The organism is Variovorax sp. dw_308 (genome assembly GCF_019207085.1).
GTDB lineage: Bacteria > Pseudomonadota > Gammaproteobacteria > Burkholderiales > Burkholderiaceae_C > Variovorax.
The window spans coordinates 131302-155229 of record NZ_JAATOM010000004.1; the positions used below are offsets into that span (position 1 = coordinate 131302).

Sequence of the window (23928 nt, forward strand, 5' to 3'; positions counted from 1 at the left end):
CGAACTATTCTTTCCGTGGGTGCACTGGCGCACCGACAATGTCCGATGCGCCGGTCTACAAGTAGTGCAGCGCGTGGACAGAAGCCGCGGGCGAATACACATTGAAAAGAGAAATGAAATGACCCAAAGAGACGTCGTGATTCTGGGCGCCGCCCGTTCGGCGATTGGCACCTTCGGCGGCGGCCTGGCCGACATGGAGCCTGCGGAACTGGCAGGCACCGTGATGAAGGAAGCCGTCAGCCGCTCGGGCGTCGACCCGAAGGCCATCAACTACGTGACCGTCGGCAATACGATCCCCACCGACCACCGCTTTGCCTACGTCGCGCGGGTCGCGGCCATCCAGGCCGGGCTGCCGATGGACTCGGTCGCGATGTCGGTCAATCGCCTCTGCTCATCGGGCCTCCAGGGCATCGTGACCACCGCGCAGCAGATCCTGCTCAATGACTGCGACTACGGCATAGGCGGCGGTGTCGAAGTGATGAGCCGGGGCGGCTACATGTCTCCCGCGATGCGCAATGGCGCGCGCATGGGCGACACCAAGATGATCGACATGATGGTCGCCACCTTGACCGACCCCTTCGGCGTGGGCCACATGGGGATCACGGCCGAGAACCTGGTGGCCAAGTGGGGCATCACCCGCGAGGAGCAGGACGCGCTGGCCGTCGAATCGCATCGACGCGCCGCGGCCGCCATCGCGGAAGGGCGCTTCAAGTCGCAGATCGTGCCCATCGTCAAGCAGACCCGAAAGGGCGAGGTCACCTTCGACACCGACGAGCATGTCAAGGCAACGACTTCGATGGAGACGTTGGGAAAGATGAAGCCCGCCTTCAAGAAGGACGGCTCGGTGACGGCAGGCAACGCGTCCGGCATCAATGACGGCGCCGCCTTCTTCGTACTGGCCGACGCGAGCGTGGCTGCCGCGGCCGGACACAAGCCGATGGGCCGCCTGGTGTCGTATGCGGTGGCCGGCGTGCCGAACGAGATCATGGGCGAGGGGCCGATCCCCGCGACCCGGGCGGCCTTGAAGAAGTGCGGCATGACGCTCGACCAGATGGACGTGATCGAGAGCAACGAGGCCTTTGCCGCGCAAGCCATCGCAGTGTCGCGCGGGCTGGAGTTCGACGCGAAGAAGGTCAACCCGAACGGCGGCGCAATTGCGCTGGGCCATCCCATCGGATGCTCCGGTGCGTTCCTCGCGACCAAGGCCATCTACGAGCTGCACCGCACGGGCGGGCGCTATGCGCTCGTGACGATGTGCATTGGTGGTGGGCAGGGCATCGCCGCGGTGTTCGAGCGCCTCTAGCGCACGAGCCGCCGGCCGTCGATGCAATCGGGCGTGAACTCGAACGCGATGTCCCGGTCAGGCTGGACGAGCAGCTTGTCCTTGCCCGGGTAGTGCAACCTCGACAGGATGTCGCGCATCAGGTTCAGGCGCGCCAGGTGTTTCACGTCGGTGCGCACGATGTGCCACGGCGCGATGCTGGCGCTGGTTCCGAGCAGCATCTCGTCGCGTGCCTTCGAATACGCCTTCCAGTGCTTCACGGCCATGGCGTCGATCGGGCTGACCTTCCATCGGGTGAGCGGATCGCGTGCGCGATCGGCCAGACGGGCCACCTGCTCCGCCTTCCCGATGTCCAGGTAGTACTTCAGCAACCGGATGCCCGAGCTGACCAGCATCTCCTCGAATTTCGGCACCGAGGCCATGAACTCTTCATGCTGCTGCCTGGAACAGAAACCCATCACCAGTTCCACGCCCGCGCGGTTGTACCAACTGCGGTTGAACAGTACCAGTTCGCCACCGACGGGCAACTGCCTGACGTAGCGCGCGAAATACCAGCTGTTGCGGTCCCGGTCGGACGGCGGACCCAGGGCGACGACCCGCGTCTCGCGCGGACTGAGGTGCGCGACGATGCGCTTGATGCTGCCGTCCTTGCCGGCTGCATCGCGCCCCTCCAGCACCACCGCGATGCTGTCGCCGTGGGCGATGAGTTCCCGCTGGAGCTTGACCAGCTCGATCTGCAACAGCCGCAACTGCTGCTTGTAGTGCTTGTGCTCCATCGACGATTGACGCTGCGGGTTGATGTCCGGGGCCTGGGCCAGGGGCGAGCCTTCGGTGCGCTCTCCCGCAGGAATCGCCCGCTCAAGCGTCCGACTCGCCCGCTCTTTCCTGCTCATGATGGCGAGCTCAGTCGGAGTTCGGCAAGGACATCTCGCTGGATTTGTTTATCTGATTTGGTCATCGCAGATCACCACCTGGTATGAAAACGCCCAGCCTGCGCGGCTGCTCGGTCCCAGTCTGTTCGGTGACGCACGCATTCACGTTCGCTGTCATGCATCAAGATGTTGCAGTGCAGCAATTAACGCTTGCATTGGGGGAAACCCGGAATAGACTTGGTCATGCTGCGGCGCAGCAAAGTCCGAACCCTTCCCACCAGATAGAAAGCCTCTCATGATCAATCTTGACCAATTCGCCGCCCCGACCAAGGCCTCAGTCGACACGCTGTTCGGCCTGAGCACGCAAGCGTTCGAAAGCGTGGAAAAGCTGGTCGCGCTGAACCTCCAGACGATCAAGACCCTGCTGGCCGAATCCCATGAAGCCAGCCAGGCCGCGCTGCTCGCGAAGAGCCCGGCCGATCTGCTGAAGCTCCAGTCCGAAGCGCTGAAGGCCGCGCCCCAGAAGGCCGCCGCCTATGGCCGCCAGGTGCAGGAGATCCTCGCGTCCTTCGCGGAAGCCCAACGCGCGACCTTCGAGGCGCAATTCGCAGATGTGCAAGCCAAGTTCACGGACGCCGTCAGCGGTGTCATGAAGGACGCGCCCGGCACCGAGCAGTTTCTGACGCTGGCGAAGTCGGCTACGGCTGCCGCGAAAAACGCCTACGAGGGCACGAACAAGGCAGCCAAGCAAATTGCCGACGCCCTGACTGCGAACGCCGAACAGGTCGCCGATGCCGTGGTGAAGAACTCGAAAGCCGCAGTCGCGACGACCGAGGCCTGATACCGATACCGTGCGCGTTCCGGACGTCTGCCCGTACCGACGCCCATGGCGTCAGGCAATGGCCAGGCGCCGGAACAGCAGGACCTTCACCATGTCCAGGCAGAAGGCCAGGACGACCGCCGCGCCGAATACACAGGCGACGACGGCTGCCGGCAACGGCATCATCAGGATGCCTTGGGTCGCGAGCATGCTGAAGATCGTGACGTCGAGCACCGACGATGCGATCAGCCAGCCGCCGGGCCGCGAACTCCATAAGTGCTGGCGCTCGCGCGTGACATAGAAGATCGCCTGGCCGCTGAACACCAGGGTCACGACCGTCAGCGTCCGCAACGTATCGCTGTCGAGGTGGAGTTCGAAGCGCCCGACCGCGAGCGTGAGGACGCAGAAGACGAGATCGCATACCCCCAGGACGATGCCGGCGATGGTGAGATTGCCGATCCGCCAGACGTTGGGGGTCAACGACGGCCGGACGTTGTCGGTCGCCGATGACAACGCGAAGAAATCGCCCGCCACCATCATCAGCACCATCAGCAACGGGGTCAGCACGGCGGCGCCGGAGATGACCAGCCCAGCCAACAGGAAAAGCACCTGGACGATCTTGTGGACGATGGACCGGAACGTATAGGTCAGGATTCGCTGGAACGTCGTCCGCCCGACTTGCACGGCGGCAACGATGCCGCCGAGACCCGGATCGGTCAGCACGATGCCGGCCGCCGATTTCGCAACGTCGGTCGCGGTGAAGACGGCGATGCCCATCTGCGCTTGCCGCAGTGCCGGCGCGTCATTGGCGCCATCGCCGCACATGCCGACCACATGGCCGCCACGCTGGAACGCCTGGACCAGCGCGTATTTGTCTTCGGGCAATACGCCCGCGAAGACGTCGAACGCTTCCACGCGAGCATCGTGGGGAAGCGATGCGGCCGGGCTGACCGCCCCGGTGATTCCGACTGCCTGCGCCACGACCCGGGCGGTCACTGGCGCATCGCCGGTGACCATCACGGTGCGAATGCCCAAGCCATGCAACTGGGCCACGAGTGCCGCGGAATCCGCGCGCGGCGGATCGCTCAGCGCGATCACGCCGGCCATGCGCAGCGGCTCGGCCGATCCCGTGGCGACGACAAGGACGCGAAAGCCCTGGGCCTGAAGTTCCTCGACCATTGCCGACGCCGCAGGAGACGGTTCGGCAATCGCAGCGACCACGGTGAAGGCGCCCTTGACGATCCTGACCGCCTTGCCCTCGGGGTCGATGGCCGTGGCCTCCGACATCTTCCGCGTGGGATCGAAAGGAGTGAAGGTGACGAGCTTCCAGCGCGCCACGGTCGCCGGTTGAGCGGCCGGTTCAGTTGCCGGTTGGGCCGCCGCTTGGGCGGCAGCGCGGATCGCAGCGTCCAGGGGATCGGCGCCGCCGTCGGAACTCGCCAGCGCCGCCATCGCCAGGATTTGCGGCTCCTCGAAACCCGGCAGCGCGCGGCACGCAGTCACTGCGAGTTCATTGCGTGTCAGTGTTCCGGTCTTGTCGACGCACAGGACATCCATCCCGGCTGCTTCGTCGAGCGCTGAAAGGCGCGTTGGCAAGACGCCGCGTCGCGCCACGGCCCGCGCTCCAACCGTCGCCGCGAGTGTGAACATCGACGGAAGCGCCACTGGAATCGAAGCCAGGATGGCAACCAGCGCCAAGGGCGCGATCTGCACCAGCGGCATCGCCAGATGCTCCGCATAGCCGACGAGGAGGATGATCACTGCGCCGTTGAACACGGCGAGATTGCGCACCACGCGAACGATGGCCTTCTGTTCGGTGCTCTCGACATGGGCCGTGCGAATGAGTTCGGCGCTGCGCCCGAACTTCGTGCGCGCGCCGGTCGCGACGATCACGGCGACAGCCTCGCCGCGACGCACCAGCGCGCCGGCAAAGGTCTGGAAGCCGGCGCCGGCTTCGATCGGCACGGATTCGCCGGTGAGCATCGAGTGGTCGATCAGCACGGATCCGCGGATCAATCGGGCGTCGGCGGGGACCACGGTGCCGAGGGACAACTTGATGATGTCGCCTTGAACCAGTTCGGCCGCAGCCAGCGTTTTCCACACGCCGTCGCGCCGCGCCGATGCGCTCAATGGAAGACGGGACTTCAGGGCTTCGAGCGTCGCCTGGGCGCGTCCCTCCTGGAAGAACGCCAAGCCCGCGTTGAACACCAGGAGAAACGCGACGGCCGACGCCTCGACATATTCGCGCAGCGCCAATTGCAGCAGCACCGCCGCCTCGAGCATCCACGGCACCGGCGCCCACAGCTTGCCCAAGGCGCGACGGACCGGATGCGGCGCCACATCCTGAACCGCATTCGGCCCATCGGCCGCCATGCGACGCCGAGCCTCTTCGCTCGTCAATCCGCTTTCGGAATCGGGGGGTATCGCGCTCTTCGGTTCGTGCTCCGCTGGTGGCGCGACCTTGACCATTGGGATGGCGGACATACGGGGTTCCTGGAGAGCGTTCCACCTTGGCGCAAATCATGCACCCTGGCTGTCTGCCACCGCACATAACGTGTTCCGATATCTTCAGTGGATGAGGCGCGTCAATCCGGCCGCGCACACTGAGCGGTACCGCACAGACGCGGCCCTTGCAGCGCGCATACAAGAAACAACGAGGGGAGCGCCTATCGCCCCACCGACATGCGGACAGTTCTGACCCAGGGCTTTTCCACTTTCCTGCGGCGCCGCCACGCGCAGCGGCACTTTGCGCGTCCGCCCATGCTCATGACTGTCGTTTGTCTCACCAGTCTTCCTTCACCGCCAGCACCGCATCGCGACCGGCAGCCGCACGGCCGGCCAACCACGCTGTCATCGTGCCGGCCGCGATGACGGCGGCGCACAGCGCGAGCAGGCGACCCCATGGCACCAGGATGTCCATGGTCCAGTGGAAGCTCTGCGGGTTCACCACCTTCACCAGCACCACCGAAACCGCCAACCCCAGTGCGATGCCGGCGAAGGCGCCGATCACGGTCCATGCCGCGCCCTCGCCGGCGACGACAGCCAGCACCTGTCGCCGCGTGAACCCCAGGTGCGCGAGCAGCCCGAACTCCTTGCGCCGCGCCAGCACCTGCGCACTGAAGCTCGCGGCCACGCCGAACAGGCCGATGGCGATCGCCACCGCCTGCAGCCAGTAGGTAACCGCGAAGCTGCGGTCGAAGATGCGCAGCGACGTGGCGCGCAGTTCGCCCACCGACGCGAATTCCAGCGCGTCGCCGGCCATCTGCCTTTGCGCCGCCAGCGCGCGGATGGCCTGCTGCACCTGCGAGAGATCCGCGCCCGGCGCGAGCCACAGCGAGACGTCGTTCACGCTGCGGTCGGAGGTCAATCGCTGGAAGTCGCGCGCGTCGAGCACGATGGAGCCGAACTGCCGCACATAGTCGCGCCACACCCCCGCCACGAAGAACTCGACAGGTGGCTTGCCGTCCTGCTCGAACGCCCTGGCCAGCGGCGCGAACGCAGTGCCGGGCCGCGCGCCGTAGAGGTCGGCGACCGCCTCGCTCACATAGATGCCGATGCTCCCCGGGGGTGTCTTGAACGCGTCGCCCACCAGCGGCAGCGCCTGCGCCGCATCGCCGACGAAGGTGCGAGCGAGCAGCGTCACGGGCGGCTGCGTCGCGGCCAACGACACCTGCCTCGCGCGCACCGTGCTGACGCGTGTCACACCTTCCACCTGCCCGATGGCGTCGACCATGTCCGGCCCGAATGCACCCGTGTCGCTGCCACTGCCCGACCCGCCCGCGTTGGCCGCCCGAAGATAGAGATCGGCCGGCAGCACCACGTCCAGCCAGCGCGTGACCGAATCTCGAAAGCTCGCCACCATCACCGTGAGCGCCACCGCCAGGCTCAGGCTCGCGACGACGCCGCTGACGGCCACCGCCGCAGTGCCGCGCATGCGCCGCGCGCGTTCCACTGCCAGCAGCGGCAGCAGGCGCTTCGCCATCAGGGGCGCCAGTCGGTCATAGATCAACGCGATCAGTCCGGGCAAGCCGGTGATGCCGCCGACCAGCAACAAGCCGACCGACAGGTAGGCCGCGATAGGCACGCCGTACACAGCCGGCGCGAAGGCCAGCAAGGCACCACCCGCGACCAGCACGACCGCGATCCATTGCCGGCCGGACCCTGCTGGCGCAGAGCCCAGGCCCTTGAGCGTCTGCGCCTCCGGCAACGCCTGCGCGGCCCGCGCCGGATACCAGCCACCCACCATCGCCGCGAGCACGCCGAGCGCGCCGTAGGAGATCGCCGCCGCCGTGCTCCATTGCAAGGCGGGCGCGACCCCGGCGAAGTAGCCGCCACCCAGGTCGCCACCCAGCACCTGCAACGCGAAGGCAGCCAGCGCCGTGCCGAGCCCGATGCCCACCACGCTGCCGACGATGCCCAGCACCAGCGATTCGATCAACACCAGCCGCAGCCGCTGCTTCGGCGTGAGGCCCAGCACACCCAGCAACGCGAACTGCTGCGCCCGCTTGGCCACGCTGAGCGCCAGCACCGAGAACACCAGGAACGCGCCGGTGAACAGTGCGACCAGCGCCAGCACCGTCAGGTTCACGCGATAGGCCCGCGACAGGTTGCTCACGCGCTGCGCCGCATCACCCGGCTCCGCGACCTGCACCGCCGCCGGCCAGCCGGCCGACTGCTGCAGCGACCGCACGAAAGCGCCCCGGTCGACACCCGGCGCCAGGCGCAGATCGATCCGCGTGAGTTGCCCGCCGCGGCCGAACAGGTCCTGTGCCGCGCCGATGTCCATCACGGCCAGCGCCTTGCCGCCCGCCGGGACGCTGCCCGCAACATCGACCCGGCGCGCACTTGCCGCAGTGCGCAGTTCGACCGCTGGCACGTCGCCCAGCGCCCCACGCGCGCCCGCATTCAGGAAGATCGTCGCTGGTGCGAGCAGCGCGAGGCGTTGCGCGCCCTCTGCAGGCTTGGGGATCAACTCAGGCGCGATCGACGGCAGCACCAGCGCATCCACGCCGATCACGCGAATCGAGAGGGGCGCCGACAAGCCCGGCGCCAGCGCCACCGTCTGGACCTCGAGCACCGGGCTCGCCAACGCCACGCGCGGATCGGCGACGACGCGCGCGAACAGCGACTCGTCGAAGCTGCCCTGGGCCGCGCGCAACTCGAGGTCGGGCTGCCCGTTGACCGAACGCACCGCGCTGGAAAACTCGTCGAGTGCCGAGGCATTGATGAGTTGCACCGAAAAGGCCAGCGCCACGCCCAGCATCACCGCCACCACCGCTGCCGCGTTGCGCCACGGATGGTGGCGCAATTCCTGCCAGGAGAAAGTGGAGAGCAGGGCGCGCATGCCGCGATTGTGGCGCGTGAGAAAACGCCTGGAATCGTGAAGCTCGCCCTTGGTCGGAAAGCGCGGGCCCTCAAGAATGCGCCCCAGACATCGAAACAGAACAGGGAGAACCGCCATGACTTTGCAAGACCTCGCCTTGAGCGTGCGTGAAATGAGTTCCAGGACCTACTCGTGGGTGATTCTCAAGGGCACCGGCGAACAAGGTACCTTCGTCTCCTATGCGGAGTTCGACGTTTCCGAGCGCACCTACCTGAGTTATTCCGATGCGCTGGTCGCCGGCTTTTCCAGGCTGCGGGCGCTGGGCGGGCGGGATGGGCCGCGCTGGATTTGAGTCGGCACACACGGGATCGCAGGCGGGTTCAATTTCGCTGCGAATATTGGCAAAGTCAGGAGACCCGTGCCGCCACGCGTGTCAGATGCGCCCGCACCGCCGGTTGCACGGCCAAGCCGATGGCGCGTTGATACGCTGCCCGCGCTTCCGCCGTCTGTCCCGCCTCCGCCAGCAGATGGGCGCGCGCCGCCCACCATGGCTGGTAGTTCGTCACGACGCCGCTATCGAGCGCCTCCAGCGCGGCAAGTCCCGCGAGCGGGCCATCGGCACGCGCCACCGCGCAGCAACGGCTGACTTGCGCACCAACGCTCGGCCGCAGCGCGAGCAGCCCGTCGTAGAGCGATACCAGCGCCGTCGCTGGCACGTCGGCGCCGAGCCCTCGCTGGATGTGGGCTGACTGGATTGCCGCTTCGAGTTGATAGGGGCCGCGCGCCGAGAGGTTTGCCGCGTGTCGCAGCGCGTGCTCGGCCTCGGCGATCATCGGCCGGCTCCATTGCGCGGTGTTCTGCGCATCCAGTGGCACATAGCTGCCAGCCGCATCACGCCGCGCCGCCGCGCGCGATTCGCAGAACAGCATCAGCGCCAGCAACCCGAAGGGCTCGGGCTCGCCCGGCATCAGGCGACACAGGATCGCGCAGAGTTCCATCGCCTCGTTGCTCAGGCGTCGTGTGCTGTCGGTGCCGTCGATGTCGTCCCAACCTGTGCCGTAGGCCGCGTAGATGCCGTCGAGCACATCCAGCAGGCGATCCGGCAGGTCGCGCGCTTCGGGGAATTCGAAGGGAATGCCCGCCTGCCGGATGCGTGCCTTGGCGCGCGTGAGTCGCTGGCCCAAGGTGGCCGGCGCGGTGAGAAACGCACCGGCCATGCGCTGCACGTCGAGGCCGAGCACGGTTTGCAGCATGAGCGGCGTGCGCGCCGCCGCATCGATGGCGGGATGCGCACAGACGAACAGCAGTCGCAGGCGCTCATCGGGAACGGCGCCTGCGGCCTCGCTCTCGGTGAATTCGTCGGCCAGCAGGTGCAGGGTCTGCGCCGCGGCCTCGCGCACCTGGTCGTGACGCCACGCGTCGAGCGTCTTGCGCCGCGCCGTCGTCACGAGCCACGCGGCCGGGTTGTCAGGTACACCCGTGCGCGGCCAGGTTTCGAGGGCGCTTTCGAATGCGTCTGCCAGCGCGTCCTCGGCCAGCGCGATGTCGCGCGTGCGGGCCGACAGGATCGACAGCAGCCGGCCGTAGGAGTCGCGCGCCGCGCGCTCCGCGGCACGGCGCGCTGCCGCTTCCGGGTTCACATTGCGTCGCGCGGCATCACCGGTCGCACTTCCACGCCGCCGGTGGCGGCGCAGGGCGCGCGGGCGGCCCATTCCAGCGCCGCGTCGATGTGCGGCACGTCGATGACGAAGTAGCCGCCGAGCTGCTCCTTGGTGTCGGCGAAGGGGCCGTCCTGCACCTGGCGCTTGTCGCCGCGCACACGCAGCGTGGTGGCGGTGGAGGGCGGTAGCAGGCCATCGCCGTTGACGACAGTGCCGGACTCGTAGACGGCGCCGACGTAGGCCATCCAGCTGGCCTTGTGCGCTTCCGCGCGCTCGTCGCCGTACTTGGCGAGGTCATCGGGGGTGACATAAAACATCAGCATGTATTGCATGGCGGGCTCCTTGAAAAAGGGGTTGTCGAGCAGTATGGCTCGCCTCCATGACGCGCGGGCCGCGTGCGTTTCGACAGCGGCGTGAAAGTTTATTTGTGGCTATTCGTCGCCTTCCGTCGTGCCGCCCTGCGCCGCATCGACGCGCTCCATGTTCTCCAGCAAGCGCAGCAGGTAATGCAGCGTGTGCACGATGTCATTGACCGAGAAGCCGTCCAGCGCCTGCTCGTAGTAGTTGTGGATCTTCGGCAGCGCCTGCGCCAGCCAGACGTCCCGGCCGGACGGCGTCATCGTGATGAGGCGCGAGCGTCGGTCGCGCCCGTCAGGTGCCATGCCCAGGTGGCCGTCGCGCTCCATGCGGCCCAGCAGGCCCGACAGGTTCTGCCGACTCACCTTCAGGTAGCGGGCCAGGTCGCCCACGCTCATGCCGCCTTCCGCCTCCTCGCGCGACAGCGCGCCCAGCACCGCCCACTGCTGCGTGGTCAGCCCTTCGGCCTCCACGGCCTTGGTGCCCGTTTTATGCAACATATTTGCGCTTTGGTAGAGGCGGAAGAAGACGCGATTGGCCAGGTCCATGCGAGTCGAGTCGTCTTTTTGATTAGGGATTACCATGGTGACTCTGCTTGTGAAAGAAGTTGATGAGCTAGAGGCAAGGCGCCTATGATACGACAACATATTGACGTATATCCGGGAATCGTCGACTCGAATGGCGCGACGATACCAAGCTTCAACCTCAAGGAGAGACATCATGGAAAGATTCAAGGGCAAGACGGTGGCGCTCACCGGCGGCGGTGGCGGCATCGGCGGCGCGACCTGCCGCCGATTCGCGGCGGAGGGCGCCGTCGTGGCGGTGCTCGACATGAACCTCGAAGCGGCGCAGCGCGTCGCCGAGGGCATCCGTGCCAATGGCGGCAAGGCCGAGGCATTCAGGTGCGACATCACCGACCGCGCTAGCGTCGACGCGGCCATCGCGGCCGTCGAATCGACGCTGGGCCCCATCGACGTGCTGGTCAACAACGCCGGCTGGGATGTGTTCAAGCCTTTCACCAAGACCGAGCCCGCGCAGTGGGACAAGCTCATCGCCATCAACCTCACCGGCGCGCTGCATATGCACCATGCGGTGCTGCCGGGCATGGCCTCGCGCAAGGCCGGGCGCATCGTGAACATCGCATCGGACGCGGGGCGGGTCGGCTCCTCGGGCGAGGCGGTGTATGCCGCATGCAAGGGCGGGCTCATCTCGTTCTCCAAGACCATCGCGCGCGAGCATGCGCGGCACGGCATCACGGTGAACGTGGTGTGCCCCGGCCCGACCGACACCGCGCTGTTCGCCGATTACAAGGAAGGCGCTGGCAACCCCGAGAAGCTGATGGAAGCTTTCACCCGCGCCATACCGCTCGGCCGCATCGGCCAGCCCGACGACTTGCCGGGTGCGATCCTCTTCTTTGCCAGCGACGACGCCGGCTTCATCACCGGCCAGGTGTTGAGCGTCTCCGGCGGCTTGACCATGAACGGCTGAACAACCCACACACCCCAGGAGACTCATCATGGAATACGAAGACATCCTCTACGAAGTGCGCAACGGCGTCGCATGGATCACCATCAACCGCCCCGAGAAGATGAACGCCTTCCGTGGCACCACCTGCGACGAACTCATCAAGGCCCTGAACCGTGCCGGCTATGACCGCGCCATCGGCGCCATCGTGCTGGCCGGCGCAGGAGACCGCGCCTTCTGCACCGGCGGCGACCAGTCCGCGCATGACGGCAACTACGACGGCCGCGGCACCATCGGTCTGCCGATGGAGGAGTTGCACGACGCGATCCGCAACGTGCCCAAGCCGGTGATCGCGCGCGTGCAGGGCTTTGCCATCGGCGGCGGCAACGTGCTGTGCACCATCTGCGACCTGACGATCTGCTCCGAGAAGGCGATCTTCGGCCAGGTCGGCCCGAAGATGGGCTCGGTCGATCCGGGCTATGGCACCGCCTTCCTGGCGCGAGTGGTTGGCGAGAAGAAGGCGCGCGAGATCTGGTACCTCAACAAGCGCTACTCGGGCCAGGAGGCCGTGGCCATGGGCCTGGCCAACATCTGCGTGGCGCCCGAGAAGCTCGACGAGACCGTGCAGGAGTGGGCTGAGACCATCTGCGAACGCAGCCCGACCGCCATTGCCATCGCCAAGCGCAGCTTCAACATGGACACCGCGCATCAGGCAGGCATCGCCGGCATGGGCATGTACGCGCTCAAGCTCTACTACGACACCGAGGAATCGCGCGAGGGCGTGAAGGCCTTGCAGGAAAAGCGCAAGCCCGACTTCCGCAAGTACGCGAAGTGAGCCCGCCGCGATGAACCCCTATCTCGACGACGAACTCGAAGCATTGGCCGGCCACGCCCGGCGCTTCGCCACCGAACGCATCGCGCCCGGCTTCCTGGAGCGCGACAAGAACCGAACGCTCGAGCGCGGCCTGATGCGCGAGATGGGCGAGATGGGTTTCATCGCGCCCGAACTCGCCGAAGCGCATGGCGGGCAGGGCATGGGCTGCCTCGCTGCCGGCGTGATCCATGAGGAGATCGCCCGGGCCGACCTGAGCATGTCGTACATCAACCTGCTGGCATCGCTGAACGGACAGATCCTGTCGGAGCACGGCCGGCCCGAAGTGGTCGGTCCGTGGCTGTCGAAGCTGACGCGCGGCGAGGCCCTGTTCGCCATCGCGCTCACCGAGCCGCGCGGCGGCTCCGACGCGGCCAACCTGCGCCTGCGCGTGGAGCGCGTCGGCGACGAGTACGTCATCAACGGCGAGAAGACCTCGATCTCCGCCGCCGACCAGGCCGATGCCATCGTCGTGTTCGGCCGCACCGGCGCGGTGAGCGACGGCGCGCACGGCGTCACTGCCTTGCTGGTGCCGGCCGATGTGCCGGGCCTCACGCGCAACCGTTTCGACTGCCACGGCCAGCGCGCCATCGGCCGCGGCTCGCTGTTCTTCGAGAACGTGCGCGTGCCGGTCGATCATCGCCTCGGCGAGGAGAACAAGGGCTTCGTGCAGGTGATGCAGGGCTTCGACTTCTCGCGCGCGCTGATCGGCTTGCAGGTGCTGGCCGTCGCCCGCGTGGCGCTCGAGGAAACGTGGGACTACGTCGCGCAGCGCGAGGCCTTCGGCAAGCCGCTGTCCGCCTTCCAGGGCGTGTCGCATCCGCTGGCCGACTTCGACACGCAGGTCGAGGCCGCGCGCCTGCTGTGCCTGCAAACCCTGTGGCTGAAGGACCGCGGCGCGCCGCACAGCGCCGAAGCCGCGATGTGCAAATGGTGGGCGCCCAAGCTGGCGTACGACTGCATCCACCAGTGCCTGCTGATGTTCGGCCACGGCGGCTACGACCGCGGCGCGATGGAGCAGCGCCTGCGCGACGTGCTGGGCTTCCAGATCGGCGACGGAACAGCGCAGATCATGAAGACGGTCATCGCGCGCGCACGCGCCGGCCGCTCCGCGGTTCCGGCCTGACCCTTCCACAAAAGACCAGAAGAGACACACATGCAATTCGACGCCGTACTCATTCCGTCCCGTCGCGCCGCCATGGTCGCGCAGGGCTTGTGGCACGACCGCACCATCAACGACGACTTCGATGCCTGCCTCGCTGCTTGCCCGGACAAGACCGGCATCGTGGCGGTTCAGGTCGAGAGCGGCACCGTCACGCGCATGACCTACCGCGAGATGGCGCGCATGGCCGACCGCATCGCCGTCGGCCTCACGCGTCTGGGCGTCGAACGCAATGACGTGGTCTCCTGCCAGTTGCCGAACTGGTGGCAATTCACGCTGACCTATCTCGCGTGCTCGCGCATCGGCGCCGTGCTGAATCCGATGATGCACATCTTCCGCGAGCGCGAGCTGTCGTTCATGCTCAAGCATGGCGAGTCGAAGGTGATGATCGTGCCGAAGACCTTCCGCGGCTTCGACCACGAGCAGATGCTGGTCGACTTGCGGCCCAGTCTGCCGGCCATGCAGCACCTCGTCGTGATCGGCGCGACGCAGGATGGCCAGCCGGCGCCGCACAGCTTCGAGGCATTGCTGGGCGGCCCGCACTGGGAAGACGAACCCGACGCGCAGGACATCCTCACGCGCCACCGCCCCGGCCCGGACGATGTCACGCAACTCATCTACACCTCCGGCACCACAGGGGAGCCCAAGGGCGTGATGCACTCGGCCAACACGGTCATGGCCAACATCATTCCGTATGCGCAGCGCATGGGCCTGACGCAGGACGACGTGGTGCTGATGGCCTCGCCGATGGCGCACCAGACCGGCTTCATGTACGGACTGATGATGCCCATCATGCTCAAGGCCACGGCCGTGTTGCAGGACATCTGGGAACCGGCACGCGCGATCGGCCTGATTCGCGAAGAGCGCGTCACGTTCACGATGGCGTCGTCGCCGTTCCTCGCGGACCTGACGCGCGGCGTGTCCGAAAGCGGCCTGGCCGTGCCGACGTTGCGCACCTTCCTCTGCGCCGGCGCGCCGATCCCCGGCCCGCTGGTCGAGCAGGCGCGCAGCGTGCTCAAGACCAAGATCGTGTCGGCCTGGGGCATGACCGAGAACGGCGCCGTTACCACCATCGAACTCGACGACGATGACGAGCGCGCCTTCGCCACCGACGGCAAGCCGCTGGCCGGCGTGGAGATCAAGGTGGTCGACATCGACGGCGCAAGCCTGCCGCCGGGCGAGTCGGGCAAGCTGCTGCTGCGCGCCTGCTCCAATTTCGGCGGCTACCTCAAGCGACCGCATCTCAACGGGACCGATGCCGATGGCTGGTTCGACACCGGCGATCTCGCGCGCATCGACGCGCGCGGCTACCTGCGCATCACGGGGCGCAGCAAGGACGTGATCATTCGCGGCGGCGAGAACATCCCGGTGGTGGAAATCGAGTCGCTGCTGTACCGCCACCCCGCGGTGCAGATGGCGGCCATCGTCGCCTACCCGGACGAGCGCCTCGGCGAACGGGCCTGCGCGGTGGTCGTGCCACGCCCCGGCCACGAGATCGACCTGCCGTCGATCGTCGACTTCCTCAAGGCCCAGAAGATCGCGTTGCAATACATCCCGGAGAGGCTCGTGGTGCGCGACACGATGCCGTCCACGCCATCGGGAAAGATCCAGAAGTACAAGCTGCGCGAGCTGCTGCGCGCGGAGACGGCGTAGAGGCTCGAGCCGCCATGCAGCCCTCGTCGCCGGGCCAGCGGCGATGGACACGGCCGAGCTTCGAAGGCTGCTCGACGACGAGGGCAAGCGCCTGTCGAAGCTGACCCGCGAGGCGAAGATCGCGCTGGCCTGGCACGCCGGCCGGCCCGATGGGCTATCTTCGGTGCCATGCTTCAACTCCCCACCTATGACGACGTCTTCGCGGCCGCCAAGCGGCTCGATGGCCATGCCCACCGCACGCCCGTGCTCCGCTCGGCCACGGCCGACGAGCGATGGGGCGCGCAGTTCTTCTTCAAGTGCGAGAACTTCCAGCGCATGGGCGCGTTCAAGTTCCGCGGTGCGTTCAATGCGCTGTCGCAGTTCGACGCGGCGCAGCGCAAGGCCGGCGCTATCGCCTTTTCCTCGGGCAACCATGCGCAGGCCATGGCACTGGCGGCGCGCATCCTCGGCATGCCGGTGGTCATCGTCATGCCGCACGATGCGCCGGCGGCCAAGCTCGCGGCCACGCGCGGCTACGGCGCCGAGGTGGTGCAGTACGACCGCTTTGCCGAAGACCGGGAGGCGCTGACAAAGCGCATCGCCGCGGACAGAGGAATGACGCTGATCCCGCCCTACGACCATCCCGACGTCATCGCGGGGCAGGGCACCGCGGCGATGGAACTGATCTTCGAGACCGGCCGGCCGCTCGATGCGCTCTATGTCTGCCTCGGCGGCGGCGGCCTGACCAGTGGTTGCGCACTGGCCGCGCGCACGCTGATCCCGCAATGCAAGATCTACGGCGTCGAGCCCGAGGCCGGCAACGACGGCCAGCAGTCATTCCGCAAGGGCGAGATCGTGCACATCGACACGCCGAAGACCATCGCCGACGGTGCGCAGACGCAGCATCTCGGCCAGTACACCTTCGGCATCATCAAGCGTGATGTGACCGACATCCTCACCGTCACCGATGCCCAGCTCATCGAAGCCATGCGCTTCTTTGCCGAGCGCATGAAGATGGTCGTCGAGCCGACCGGTTGCCTCGCATTTGCGGCGGCGTGCGCGGCCGGGGACGCGATCCGCGGCAAGCGCGTCGGCATCATCGTGAGCGGCGGCAACGTCGACATGGCGCGCTATGCCGAACTGCTGTCGGGAGCGAGCGCAGCATGACGATGAATGCCGACATGCACTTCTACGAGCCGCGCCTCGGAACGGGCCTGCCGCACGATCCATTCAACGCGATCGTCGGGCCGCGTCCCATCGGCTGGATCTCGTCGCGCGGCGCGAACGGCGGCGTGAACCTTGCGCCCTACAGCTTCTTCAACGGCTTCAACTACACGCCGCCGATCGTCGGTTTCGCCAGCATCGGCTACAAGGACACGGTGCGCAACATCCAGCAGACGCGCGAGTTCGTCTGGAACCTGGCCACGCGGCCGCTCGCCGAGCAGATGAATGCGAGTTGCGCGATGGTGCCGCCGGAGGTCAACGAGTTCGAGTTGGCGGGCCTCACGCAGGTGCCGTCGCGGCTGGTCTCGCCGCCGCGCGTGGGCGAGAGCCCGGTCGCGTTCGAATGCAGGCTCACGCAATCTTTCCAGTTGCAGTCCGCCGATGGCGGTGCGATCGAAACCTGGATGACGCTGGGGGAGGTTGTCGCGGTGCACATCGACCGCTCGCTGATCAAGGACGGTGTGTACGACACCGCCGCTGCGCGCCCGATCCTGCGGGGCGGCGGGCCGGCCGACTATTTCGAGATTTCGCCCGATTTGCGTTTCAGGATGCGGCGCCCGACCTGAAGGCTATGCTGAACAATTCCTCCAGAACCCGGCTCAATGCGTCTGCGGTTGAGGGATCGGTCGCACCGCGGCGCCCGGTTCGTCGCCCGTTGCCGGCATGCGCATGAATTCGGCCAGGTGCAGGTCGTCCGGCACGGTGTCGACGATCTGTTCCATGTAGGCCGGGTAGTTGGCGGTGCGCAGCAGCAATTCGATGCCGGCACGGCCCAATTTCTGGCGGACCATTTCGCACCGGGCACGCAGCATCTGGATCACGCGCTGCTCGGCCTCCAGCAAGGCCGTGCGGGCCTCGAACCAGGGCTTGAATTCTTCGGCCGTCGGCCATGACTGCGGCGGCTGCAGCGCCCAGAAGTCCTTGCTTCGGCGCGGCAGCGCTTCATAGGCGGCCTTGTCTGCGAGATACGCGGCTTCAAGGGCGTCGGTGACTTGGCGATATTCCTCACGCAAGCTGGGCATAACGGGTGTTTTCCTGCTGTTGGGCCTCCAGTATGAGTGTGACAAAGCGTTTCAACGCGTCATTTCGATGAATTGTCTGAAATATTTCTTGACATTTTGAAATGACGTAAACCCTAAGAATTACTTTTCATTGAATGGTACGCCGACGTGTACTTTCATCGGACCCGAAACCGCCCCCGCCGGGGTGCGATATCGGCCGGAAATACGGTCAGGAAGCGATGCCGTCCGCGCGCAGGTGCAGCACCCGATCGGCGCGCGCCGCAGCCGCCTCCGAATGCGTGACCAGCACCAGCGACGCGCCATGCTCCCGCGTTTGCTGCACCAGCACATCCATGACGCGGCCTGCGGTGGTGGGATCGAGATTGCCGGTCGGTTCGTCCGCCAGCAGAAGGCTGGGGCGATGCACCAGCGCCCGGGCAATCGCGACGCGCTGCAACTGCCCACCGGAAAGCTGCTGGGGCAGGCGTTCGCCCAAGCCTTCCAGTCCCACGATCGACAACATCTGTTGCACGCGCGCTGCATCGATGTCGCCCAGCAGCATCAGCGGCAGGGCGACGTTCTGCGCCACGTCCAGATGGGGCAGGACGTGGAAGGCCTGGAACACGAAACCCACTTGCCGCCGGCGCCACAGCGCGCGCGCCTCGTCGTCGAGCGTGGCCAGCGCGACCCCGTCGTGCCGGATGCTGCCGGCATCCCAGCTGTCCAGGCCGGCCATGCAGTTGAGCAGCGTGGACTTGCCCACGCCCGATTCGCCGACGATGGCAACGAACTCCCCGGCCGCGACTTCGAGCGATACATGCTCGAACACGGCCGCATCGCCGTAGTGCTTGGCCAGATCCTGGACTTGGAGCGTCATGTGGTCCGTGCAAGCGGCGCTGCGCTCATGGAATCTCCATGGCCGCATGCACCAGCTGCGCCATGGCGTCCGGTGCCTCGGCGGGAATGATGCGGCGGGCCGGCATGCTGCGCAGCCATGTGATTTGCCGTTTGGCGAGCTGCCGGGTGGCGGCAATGCCGCGTTCGCGAAATGCGGCGATGGACGGGCCGGCGCGGTCGCCGCAGGTCGATCGGTCGCACGGGCACTCGTCCAGGAACTCCCACGCCTGCCGATAGCCGACGCACCGCATCGACGGCATGTCGGGCCGCAGGTCGCCGCGCGCCCGCAGCGCGCGTACCTCGTCGAGGAAGCCATCGTCCAGCATCGCATCGAAGCGGCGCGCGATGCGCTCGTGCAACCAGGCGCGGTCCGTCGGCTCGAGGGAAAAGAGGATGCCTGCGGGCGAGCCGGCCGTGTCCGCACGCCCGGCATGGCGTGCCGCGTGGAAGCTCGACAGCGGCTGCCCGCTCGCATGCCACACCTCCAGCGCGCGCTGGATGCGCTGGCTGTCGTTGGGCGACAGGCGGGCGGCGGCGATGGGATCGATCTCGGCCAGTTTCGCGTGCATCGCGGGCCAGCCCAATGCCGCGCCTTCGGCATCGAGGCGCGCGCGCACGGCGGGCTCGGCCGCGGGCATCGCGTCAATGCCATCGATCAGCGCCTTGAAGTACAGCATCGTTCCGCCGACCAGCAGCGGCATCCGGCCGCGCGCACGGATTTCCGCGACCAGCCGCGTGGCGTCCGCGACGAAGGCGGCGGCGTTGTAGCTCTCGCTCGGATCTCGGATGTCGATGAGGTGGTGCGGGACGGCAGTCAGTTCGGCAGCGCTGGGCTTGGCGGTTCCGATGTCCATGCCGCGATAGACCAGCGCCGAATCGACACTGACGATCTCGACCAGGCGTTCGCGCGCCAGTGCCAGTGCGGCGGCCGTCTTGCCGCAAGCCGTGGGGCCGGCGATGCCGAGCCACGCTGCCGCAGGGGCCGGACGGGAAACGGCCATGTCGGCGGTGGAAGAGGGCATGCGCCCGAGGTTAACAAAGGTGCGCCAGGCGGGCCGCGGGGCGGCTGTGGCCGAGGCGCTTCGTCAAATGCTCAGAGCTGCCGGCCGCCGTCGTACGGCCGCATGGCTGCGGCGCGCGGTGGCGCCGTGCCGGGCGCGGCCTGCTGCTGCGATGCTGCCGGGTCGGGCGCCCTGACGCTGAACAGTTGCTCGAGCGCCTCGCGGTACTCCGTCCCGCCGACCGTGTTGGTGCTGTAGTGGGATCCGTTCCGGACCAGCACGAACTTCTTCGGACCGGTGGCGGCGTCATACAGCTTGCGGCCGAGTTCGGGGCGGATCAGGTTGTCGAGCGCACCATGCACCACCAACAGCGGCGCGCCGATGTCCTTGACCTTGGCGAGCGCATCGAAGGGTTGCGTGATGAAAGGCTGGAACGGCAGCCAGCCCCACTTGAAGCTGCTCACCACGTCGGAGATGGAGGTGAAGGTGCCCTCGACGATGACGCCGCTTTCGTCCTTCACGCTGGCCGCCAGGTCGATGCCGATGGCGCCTCCCAGCGAGTGCCCGAAGATGTAGCGGCGCTGCTGCGGATGCCGCGCCGCGAGCCAGGCCCAGGCCGCGCGCGCATCCTCGCGCGCGGTTTCTTCCGATGGCAGGCCCTTGGTGCTCTTGCCGAAGCCGCGGTAGTCGATGGCCAGCACCGAGAAGCCCAATTCATTCATCCGCCGGATGCGCGGCGCCGAGCCGCTGACGTTGTAGCGCGCGCCGTGCAGGTACAGCAACACGGGCGTGTCGGCCGATTCGGGCTTGGCGCCGAGCCAGAGCCCGTGCAGGCGGGCCGGCTCGCCCGTGAGCGAGGAGCGGAAGTCGATCCACACCTGCTCCATGCCGGCCGTCTGTTCAGCCGTGTTGCCCCAGCTCTGGTCGCTCGGCTGGAAGATCCATTCGCGCTGGCGCTCATCGAGCGTGGAACAACCACCCGCGAAAAGTGCGCTCAGGGCAATGGCAGAAGCGAGGAAGGCCCAACGTTTCATGTTTGTGGCAGAGGGAGACCTGGCTGGCGCGAAAGTTCCGGCGGCCTGCCAGCAATGGCCGCGACAAGGTCATGCAACGCGCGTGCCCGCCGATCGGACGACACGTTTCTGAATGTTACCGTCCTCGCAGGAACAGCGCGTCCAGTTCACGCAGCGAGAGTTGCCGCCAGGTCGGCCGCCCGTGGTTGCACTGGTCGGAGCGTTCGGTGGCTTCCATCTGGCGCAGCAGCGCGTTCATTTCGTCCAGCGTCAGGCGCCGGTTGGCGCGCACCGCGCCGTGGCAGGCCATGGTCGACAGCAACTCGTTCTGCGCCCGCTGCACCACCGTGCTGGCGTCGTGCTGGCCCAGTTCGGCGAGCACGCTGCGGGCGAGTTCGACCGGGTCGCCATCGGCCAGCGTGCCGGGCACGGCGCGCACCGCCAGCGTGCGGGGCGAAAAGGGCGAGATTTCCAGGCCCAGCGTCGCCAGTACGTCTGCGCAGGCCTCGGCGGTGGCGACTTCCTGCGGCGTCGCGGCGAAGGTGGCGGGGATCAGCAGCGGCTGGCTGGTGATGGCGGCGCCGTCAAGCTGGGTCTTGAGCCGTTCGTAGACGATGCGCTCATGGGCCGCGTGCATGTCGACGATGACCAGGCCCTGGCTGTTTTCGGCCAGCACGTAGATCCCCTGGAGCTGGGCGATCGCGCGGCCCAGCGGCCAGGCGTCCGCGTTGGCGTCGCCTGTGGTCGGGAGGGGTGCGGCGGGTTGGAAGGTGGGGGAGAAGGGCGCGGCGGGCTGTTGCGCGGGCTGCGGCGTTGTCGCCCAACCCATCGGCGGGGTCGTGGCGCCGTCGAGTCGTTGCGCGGGCCACATTGCAGCCGCATCGCCCAGGCGTCGCTCGGACGCAAAGTGGATGGCCGGCTGTGCCCACGGTGCCGGCGCGGCAGGCTGGGACTGCTTGAAAAAGGGTGCGGCGGGCGTGTTGACCGCGTCCCCCGCACGCGGTGCGGCGAGCGCATCCTCGATCGCATGCCGGACCGCCTGGTGCACTTCGCGGCCATCGCGAAATCGCACTTCGATCTTGGTCGGGTGCACGTTCACGTCCACGCGGGCCGGGTCGATCTCCAGGTAGAGCGCATACACGGGTTGGCGCTGGCCGTGCAGCACGTCTTCATAGGCGCTGCGCACCGCGTGGGCCAGCACCTTGTCGCGGACGAAGCGGCCGTTGACATAGAAGAACTGCTGGTCCGCGCGCGAGCGTGCGGCGTCCGGTATGCCGGCGCGGCCCACGACACGCACGGCGCCACCCGGCCGATCGACTGCCACGCTCTGCGCCACGAAATCGTCGCCCAGCACATCGGCCAGGCGTTGCACCTGCGCCTCGGGGCCCGAGGCGGCGCGCCATTGCTCGACCAGCTTGCCTTCGTGCCAGATCGAGAAACCGACATCCGGACGCGCCAGCGCCTGTCGGCGCACCGCCTCGACGCAGTGCGCCAGTTCGGTGGCATCGGTCTTCAGGAACTTGCGGCGCGCCGGCGTGGCGTAGAACAGTTCGCGCACTTCGAGCGTGGTGCCGATGGCGCGCGCCACCGGGCGCAGTTCTCCGGTCCGGCCATCGAGCGCCCAAGCGCTGTCGGCGCCGGCCGTGCGCGAGAGCAGCGACAGGTCGGCAATCGCATTGATCGCCGCCAGCGCCTCGCCCCGGAAGCCCATCGTGCCGACGGTTTCGAGCTCGCCGAGGCTGGCGATCTTGCTGGTGGCATGGCGACGCAAAGCCACGGTGAGTTCATCGCGCGGAATTCCGCCGCCGTCGTCCTCGACCGAAATCAGCCGCACGCCGCCGGCCGACAACCGCACCGTGATCTCGCGCGCGCCGGCGTCCAGCGCGTTGTCCAGCAGTTCACGCACCACCGACGCGGGCCGCTCCACCACCTCGCCGGCCGCGATCTGGCTGATCAGTTCGTCGGGCAAATCGCGGATGGGGCGGCGGGTGGAGGCGGGGGAGAGGGGGGCGTTCACGCAGTGATTCTAGGATTTGCCGGGCGACGCAGCGGTGCTGCGTCCTGGCATGCGCAGGGCGAGGAATGCGCCGATCCTGGCCTCATAGGCCGCCGGTGCAAAGTGGTGAAGATCGACATGCGCCGCGCCGTCCTGCCAGCGCAAGGGCGGTCATGCGCCAATGCAGCAGGAAGAAAGAAGCCACGAATGAAGTTCCGGTGATCAGGTCGGGGCCATCGAAGCGATTTCCGTGGCGGATGCACGCCCGGTTCAGCACCCGTACAGGCGGGCCGCGCAGCCCCCCGGATAATCTCCCGCCATGGACATACTCAGTTATTTCGTCGACTTTATCCTTCACGTCGACAAGCACCTCGAAGCATTCGTCATCGCCTATGGCCCTTGGGTCTACGCGCTGCTTTTCCTGATCGTCTTCGTCGAGACCGGCGTCGTGGTGATGCCCTTCCTGCCCGGCGATTCACTCATCTTCATCGTTGGCGCACTGTGCGGTGTCGGCCACATGGACTTTGCGCTGGCTTGCGTTGTGCTCATTGCCGCAGCGATCCTGGGCGACCAGTCCAACTTCGCGATCGGGCGATTCTTCGGGCCGAAGGTCTTCCAATGGGAGAACTCCCGCCTGTTCAACCGAAAGGCCTTCGACCAGGCCCACGCGTTCTACGAGCGCTACGGTGGCGTGACCGTGATCCTCGCTCGCTTCATGCCGTTCATCCGCACCTTTGCGCCGTTCGTGGCCGGCGTGGCGGCGATGAATCGCGCCAGGTTCACGATGTTCAACATCGTGGGCGCCTTGGTCTGGGTGCTGGGCATTGCGACGGCGGGCTACTTCTTCGGCAACCTGCCGTTGGTTCGCGAACACCTCGACAAGATCATCTGGGCGCTGATTTTCATACCGGGCGTGATGGCGATCTTTGGCGCATGGCGTGCGGGCCGTGCGGAACGCGAGCGTGCGGCGTTGCAGAAATAAGCCCCGTTCGAGGGTGGAAGGTTCGAGTCCCAAAGGTCATGAAACAATGTGTGACTTTGTTCTGATATTGTGTCTTCCTACGCCGTCCGACGAATTGTGAGTCGAGCCCCGCCGCGTAGCATGCCCTCCATGCAAGCCCCACAACCCGACACTTCCGAATACGCCGCGCTCCTGGAAAGCATTGGCTCCGCAGTCAGGTTGCCTGCGCTGGTGCGGGAAGAAGACGACACCGCGCATCATCCCTGGGCAGCCCGGGCGATGGCCATGACGCATGCCTTCCTTGCGATGGCGTCCGCGGCGGCACGACCGACTACGTGAGCCTGCCGAGACTCAACAAAAAAGGCGTGTCGATGACACGCCTTTTTGCTGG

Annotated in this window: 22 protein-coding genes; 11 read left to right on the forward strand and 11 right to left on the reverse strand. The window is 67.0% G+C overall.

The genetic code is table 11. The features are described from left to right. The first annotated feature begins 118 nt into the window (after window positions 1-118). The gene (locus tag HCU76_RS09950; protein WP_218509142.1) at window positions 119-1303 is read left to right on the forward strand and encodes an acetyl-CoA C-acyltransferase family protein; all 1185 of its coding nucleotides are present in this window, start codon (window positions 119-121) and stop codon (window positions 1301-1303) included. On the opposite strand, the gene ppk2 is transcribed toward HCU76_RS09950, so the two are convergent. Beyond that, entirely contained in the window at window positions 1300-2058 is a 759-nt protein-coding gene (gene ppk2 / locus HCU76_RS09955) for a polyphosphate kinase 2 (protein ID WP_256354133.1), read from the reverse strand. The two genes, HCU76_RS09950 and ppk2, sit on opposite strands and share 4 nt — an antisense overlap. Before the next feature lie 391 nt (window positions 2059-2449). Between ppk2 and phaP the strand changes: the two genes are divergently transcribed. Further along, entirely contained in the window at window positions 2450-2995 is a 546-nt protein-coding gene (gene phaP, locus HCU76_RS09960) for a TIGR01841 family phasin (protein WP_218509144.1), read from the forward strand. 51 nt (window positions 2996-3046) lie between these two features. Here phaP and HCU76_RS09965 read toward each other — a convergent pair whose 3' ends face one another. Further along, a complete protein-coding gene (locus HCU76_RS09965; protein WP_256354110.1) occupies window positions 3047-5458 on the reverse strand; it encodes an HAD-IC family P-type ATPase in 2412 nt (803 codons plus the stop codon). A gap of 298 nt (window positions 5459-5756) precedes the next feature. Beyond that, a complete protein-coding gene (locus HCU76_RS09970) occupies window positions 5757-8318 on the reverse strand; it encodes an FtsX-like permease family protein (RefSeq protein ID WP_218509145.1) in 2562 nt (853 codons plus the stop codon). Between the two features lie 115 nt (window positions 8319-8433). Between HCU76_RS09970 and HCU76_RS09975 the strand changes: the two genes are divergently transcribed. Further along, window positions 8434-8649 carry a hypothetical protein gene (locus HCU76_RS09975; protein ID WP_213953437.1) on the forward strand — a complete coding sequence of 72 codons (216 nt, stop codon included), beginning with the start codon at window positions 8434-8436 and terminating at the stop codon, window positions 8647-8649. Between the two features lie 55 nt (window positions 8650-8704). Here the strand turns inward: HCU76_RS09975 and HCU76_RS09980 are convergent, their stop codons facing one another. The 3 genes from HCU76_RS09980 to HCU76_RS09990 form a co-directional block, all read right to left on the reverse strand. Continuing rightward, entirely contained in the window at window positions 8705-9937 is a 1233-nt protein-coding gene (locus tag HCU76_RS09980) for a DUF6596 domain-containing protein (RefSeq protein WP_345944615.1), read from the reverse strand. Then, window positions 9934-10290, reverse strand: a complete 357-nt coding sequence (locus tag HCU76_RS09985; RefSeq protein WP_213953439.1) for a YciI family protein — start codon at window positions 10288-10290, stop codon at window positions 9934-9936. Before HCU76_RS09985 ends, HCU76_RS09980 begins: the two co-directional genes overlap by 4 nt. Before the next feature lie 99 nt (window positions 10291-10389). After that, complete coding sequence (locus HCU76_RS09990) at window positions 10390-10899, reverse strand: MarR family winged helix-turn-helix transcriptional regulator (protein ID WP_256354111.1); 510 nt, start codon at window positions 10897-10899, stop codon at window positions 10390-10392. A 136-nt stretch (window positions 10900-11035) separates the two neighbouring features. On the opposite strand from HCU76_RS09990, the gene badH reads away from it, so the two are divergent. The 6 genes from badH (at window position 11036) to HCU76_RS10020 (ending at window position 17234) form a co-directional block, all read left to right on the forward strand. Beyond that, a complete protein-coding gene (gene badH / locus HCU76_RS09995) occupies window positions 11036-11803 on the forward strand; it encodes a 2-hydroxycyclohexanecarboxyl-CoA dehydrogenase (RefSeq protein ID WP_213953440.1) in 768 nt (255 codons plus the stop codon). Between the two features lie 28 nt (window positions 11804-11831). Beyond that, window positions 11832-12614: a 2-ketocyclohexanecarboxyl-CoA hydrolase gene (gene badI, locus HCU76_RS10000; protein ID WP_213953441.1), complete on the forward strand. Its 783-nt coding sequence runs from the start codon at window positions 11832-11834 to the stop codon at window positions 12612-12614. 10 nt (window positions 12615-12624) lie between these two features. Continuing rightward, window positions 12625-13776: a cyclohexanecarboxyl-CoA dehydrogenase gene (gene aliB, locus HCU76_RS10005; RefSeq protein WP_213953442.1), complete on the forward strand. Its 1152-nt coding sequence runs from the start codon at window positions 12625-12627 to the stop codon at window positions 13774-13776. Window positions 13777-13806: 30 nt separating this feature from the next. Continuing rightward, window positions 13807-15465 carry a cyclohexanecarboxylate-CoA ligase gene (aliA, locus tag HCU76_RS10010; protein WP_213953443.1) on the forward strand — a complete coding sequence of 553 codons (1659 nt, stop codon included), beginning with the start codon at window positions 13807-13809 and terminating at the stop codon, window positions 15463-15465. Between the two features lie 168 nt (window positions 15466-15633). Beyond that, the gene (locus tag HCU76_RS10015) at window positions 15634-16611 is read left to right on the forward strand and encodes a threo-3-hydroxy-L-aspartate ammonia-lyase (RefSeq protein ID WP_213953444.1); all 978 of its coding nucleotides are present in this window, start codon (window positions 15634-15636) and stop codon (window positions 16609-16611) included. Continuing rightward, window positions 16608-17234 carry a flavin reductase family protein gene (locus HCU76_RS10020; protein WP_256354112.1) on the forward strand — a complete coding sequence of 209 codons (627 nt, stop codon included), beginning with the start codon at window positions 16608-16610 and terminating at the stop codon, window positions 17232-17234. Before HCU76_RS10015 ends, HCU76_RS10020 begins: the two co-directional genes overlap by 4 nt. A gap of 33 nt (window positions 17235-17267) precedes the next feature. Here HCU76_RS10020 and HCU76_RS10025 read toward each other — a convergent pair whose 3' ends face one another. The 5 genes from HCU76_RS10025 to mutL form a co-directional block, all read right to left on the reverse strand. Continuing rightward, entirely contained in the window at window positions 17268-17690 is a 423-nt protein-coding gene (locus HCU76_RS10025; RefSeq protein WP_213953445.1) for a hypothetical protein, read from the reverse strand. A gap of 208 nt (window positions 17691-17898) precedes the next feature. Beyond that, window positions 17899-18546, reverse strand: coding sequence for an ABC transporter ATP-binding protein (locus HCU76_RS10030; RefSeq protein WP_213953446.1), 648 nt, complete (start codon window positions 18544-18546; stop codon window positions 17899-17901). Between the two features lie 25 nt (window positions 18547-18571). Then, on the reverse strand, window positions 18572-19567 hold the full coding sequence (gene miaA / locus HCU76_RS10035; RefSeq protein WP_213953871.1) for a tRNA (adenosine(37)-N6)-dimethylallyltransferase MiaA: 996 nt from the start codon (window positions 19565-19567) through the stop codon (window positions 18572-18574). Window positions 19568-19659: 92 nt separating this feature from the next. Further along, window positions 19660-20601, reverse strand: coding sequence for an alpha/beta hydrolase (locus HCU76_RS10040; protein ID WP_213953447.1), 942 nt, complete (start codon window positions 20599-20601; stop codon window positions 19660-19662). Between the two features lie 115 nt (window positions 20602-20716). Continuing rightward, window positions 20717-22597 (reverse strand): DNA mismatch repair endonuclease MutL, encoded by a 1881-nt coding sequence (mutL, locus tag HCU76_RS10045; protein WP_213953448.1) that lies wholly within the window; start codon window positions 22595-22597, stop codon window positions 20717-20719. A 298-nt stretch (window positions 22598-22895) separates the two neighbouring features. On the opposite strand from mutL, the gene HCU76_RS10050 reads away from it, so the two are divergent. Together HCU76_RS10050 and HCU76_RS10055 are read left to right on the forward strand one after the other, a co-directional pair. Next, window positions 22896-23558, forward strand: a complete 663-nt coding sequence (locus tag HCU76_RS10050) for a DedA family protein (protein ID WP_213953449.1) — start codon at window positions 22896-22898, stop codon at window positions 23556-23558. 129 nt (window positions 23559-23687) lie between these two features. Continuing rightward, entirely contained in the window at window positions 23688-23876 is a 189-nt protein-coding gene (locus tag HCU76_RS10055; protein ID WP_213953450.1) for a hypothetical protein, read from the forward strand. Window positions 23877-23928 lie beyond the last annotated feature (52 nt).

Bases quoted from the DNA above. Each gene is read 5' to 3' on its own strand.
- HCU76_RS09950 (WP_218509142.1), top strand. From the start codon at position 119: ATGACCCAAAGAGACGTCGTGATTCTGGGCGCCGCCCGTTCGGCGATT.
- ppk2 (WP_256354133.1), bottom strand. From the start codon at position 2,058: ATGGAGCACAAGCACTACAAGCAGCAGTTGCGGCTGTTGCAGATCGAG.
- phaP (WP_218509144.1), top strand. From the start codon at position 2,450: ATGATCAATCTTGACCAATTCGCCGCCCCGACCAAGGCCTCAGTCGAC.
- HCU76_RS09965 (WP_256354110.1), bottom strand. From the start codon at position 5,458: ATGTCCGCCATCCCAATGGTCAAGGTCGCGCCACCAGCGGAGCACGAA.
- HCU76_RS09970 (WP_218509145.1), bottom strand. From the start codon at position 8,318: ATGCGCGCCCTGCTCTCCACTTTCTCCTGGCAGGAATTGCGCCACCAT.
- HCU76_RS09975 (WP_213953437.1), top strand. From the start codon at position 8,434: ATGACTTTGCAAGACCTCGCCTTGAGCGTGCGTGAAATGAGTTCCAGG.
- HCU76_RS09985 (WP_213953439.1), bottom strand. From the start codon at position 10,290: ATGCAATACATGCTGATGTTTTATGTCACCCCCGATGACCTCGCCAAG.
- HCU76_RS09990 (WP_256354111.1), bottom strand. From the start codon at position 10,899: ATGGTAATCCCTAATCAAAAAGACGACTCGACTCGCATGGACCTGGCC.
- badH (WP_213953440.1), top strand. From the start codon at position 11,036: ATGGAAAGATTCAAGGGCAAGACGGTGGCGCTCACCGGCGGCGGTGGC.
- badI (WP_213953441.1), top strand. From the start codon at position 11,832: ATGGAATACGAAGACATCCTCTACGAAGTGCGCAACGGCGTCGCATGG.
- aliB (WP_213953442.1), top strand. From the start codon at position 12,625: ATGAACCCCTATCTCGACGACGAACTCGAAGCATTGGCCGGCCACGCC.
- aliA (WP_213953443.1), top strand. From the start codon at position 13,807: ATGCAATTCGACGCCGTACTCATTCCGTCCCGTCGCGCCGCCATGGTC.
- HCU76_RS10015 (WP_213953444.1), top strand. From the start codon at position 15,634: ATGCTTCAACTCCCCACCTATGACGACGTCTTCGCGGCCGCCAAGCGG.
- HCU76_RS10020 (WP_256354112.1), top strand. From the start codon at position 16,608: ATGACGATGAATGCCGACATGCACTTCTACGAGCCGCGCCTCGGAACG.
- HCU76_RS10025 (WP_213953445.1), bottom strand. From the start codon at position 17,690: ATGCCCAGCTTGCGTGAGGAATATCGCCAAGTCACCGACGCCCTTGAA.
- HCU76_RS10030 (WP_213953446.1), bottom strand. From the start codon at position 18,546: ATGACGCTCCAAGTCCAGGATCTGGCCAAGCACTACGGCGATGCGGCC.
- miaA (WP_213953871.1), bottom strand. From the start codon at position 19,567: ATGGCCGTTTCCCGTCCGGCCCCTGCGGCAGCGTGGCTCGGCATCGCC.
- HCU76_RS10040 (WP_213953447.1), bottom strand. From the start codon at position 20,601: ATGAAACGTTGGGCCTTCCTCGCTTCTGCCATTGCCCTGAGCGCACTT.
- HCU76_RS10050 (WP_213953449.1), top strand. From the start codon at position 22,896: ATGGACATACTCAGTTATTTCGTCGACTTTATCCTTCACGTCGACAAG.
- HCU76_RS10055 (WP_213953450.1), top strand. From the start codon at position 23,688: ATGCAAGCCCCACAACCCGACACTTCCGAATACGCCGCGCTCCTGGAA.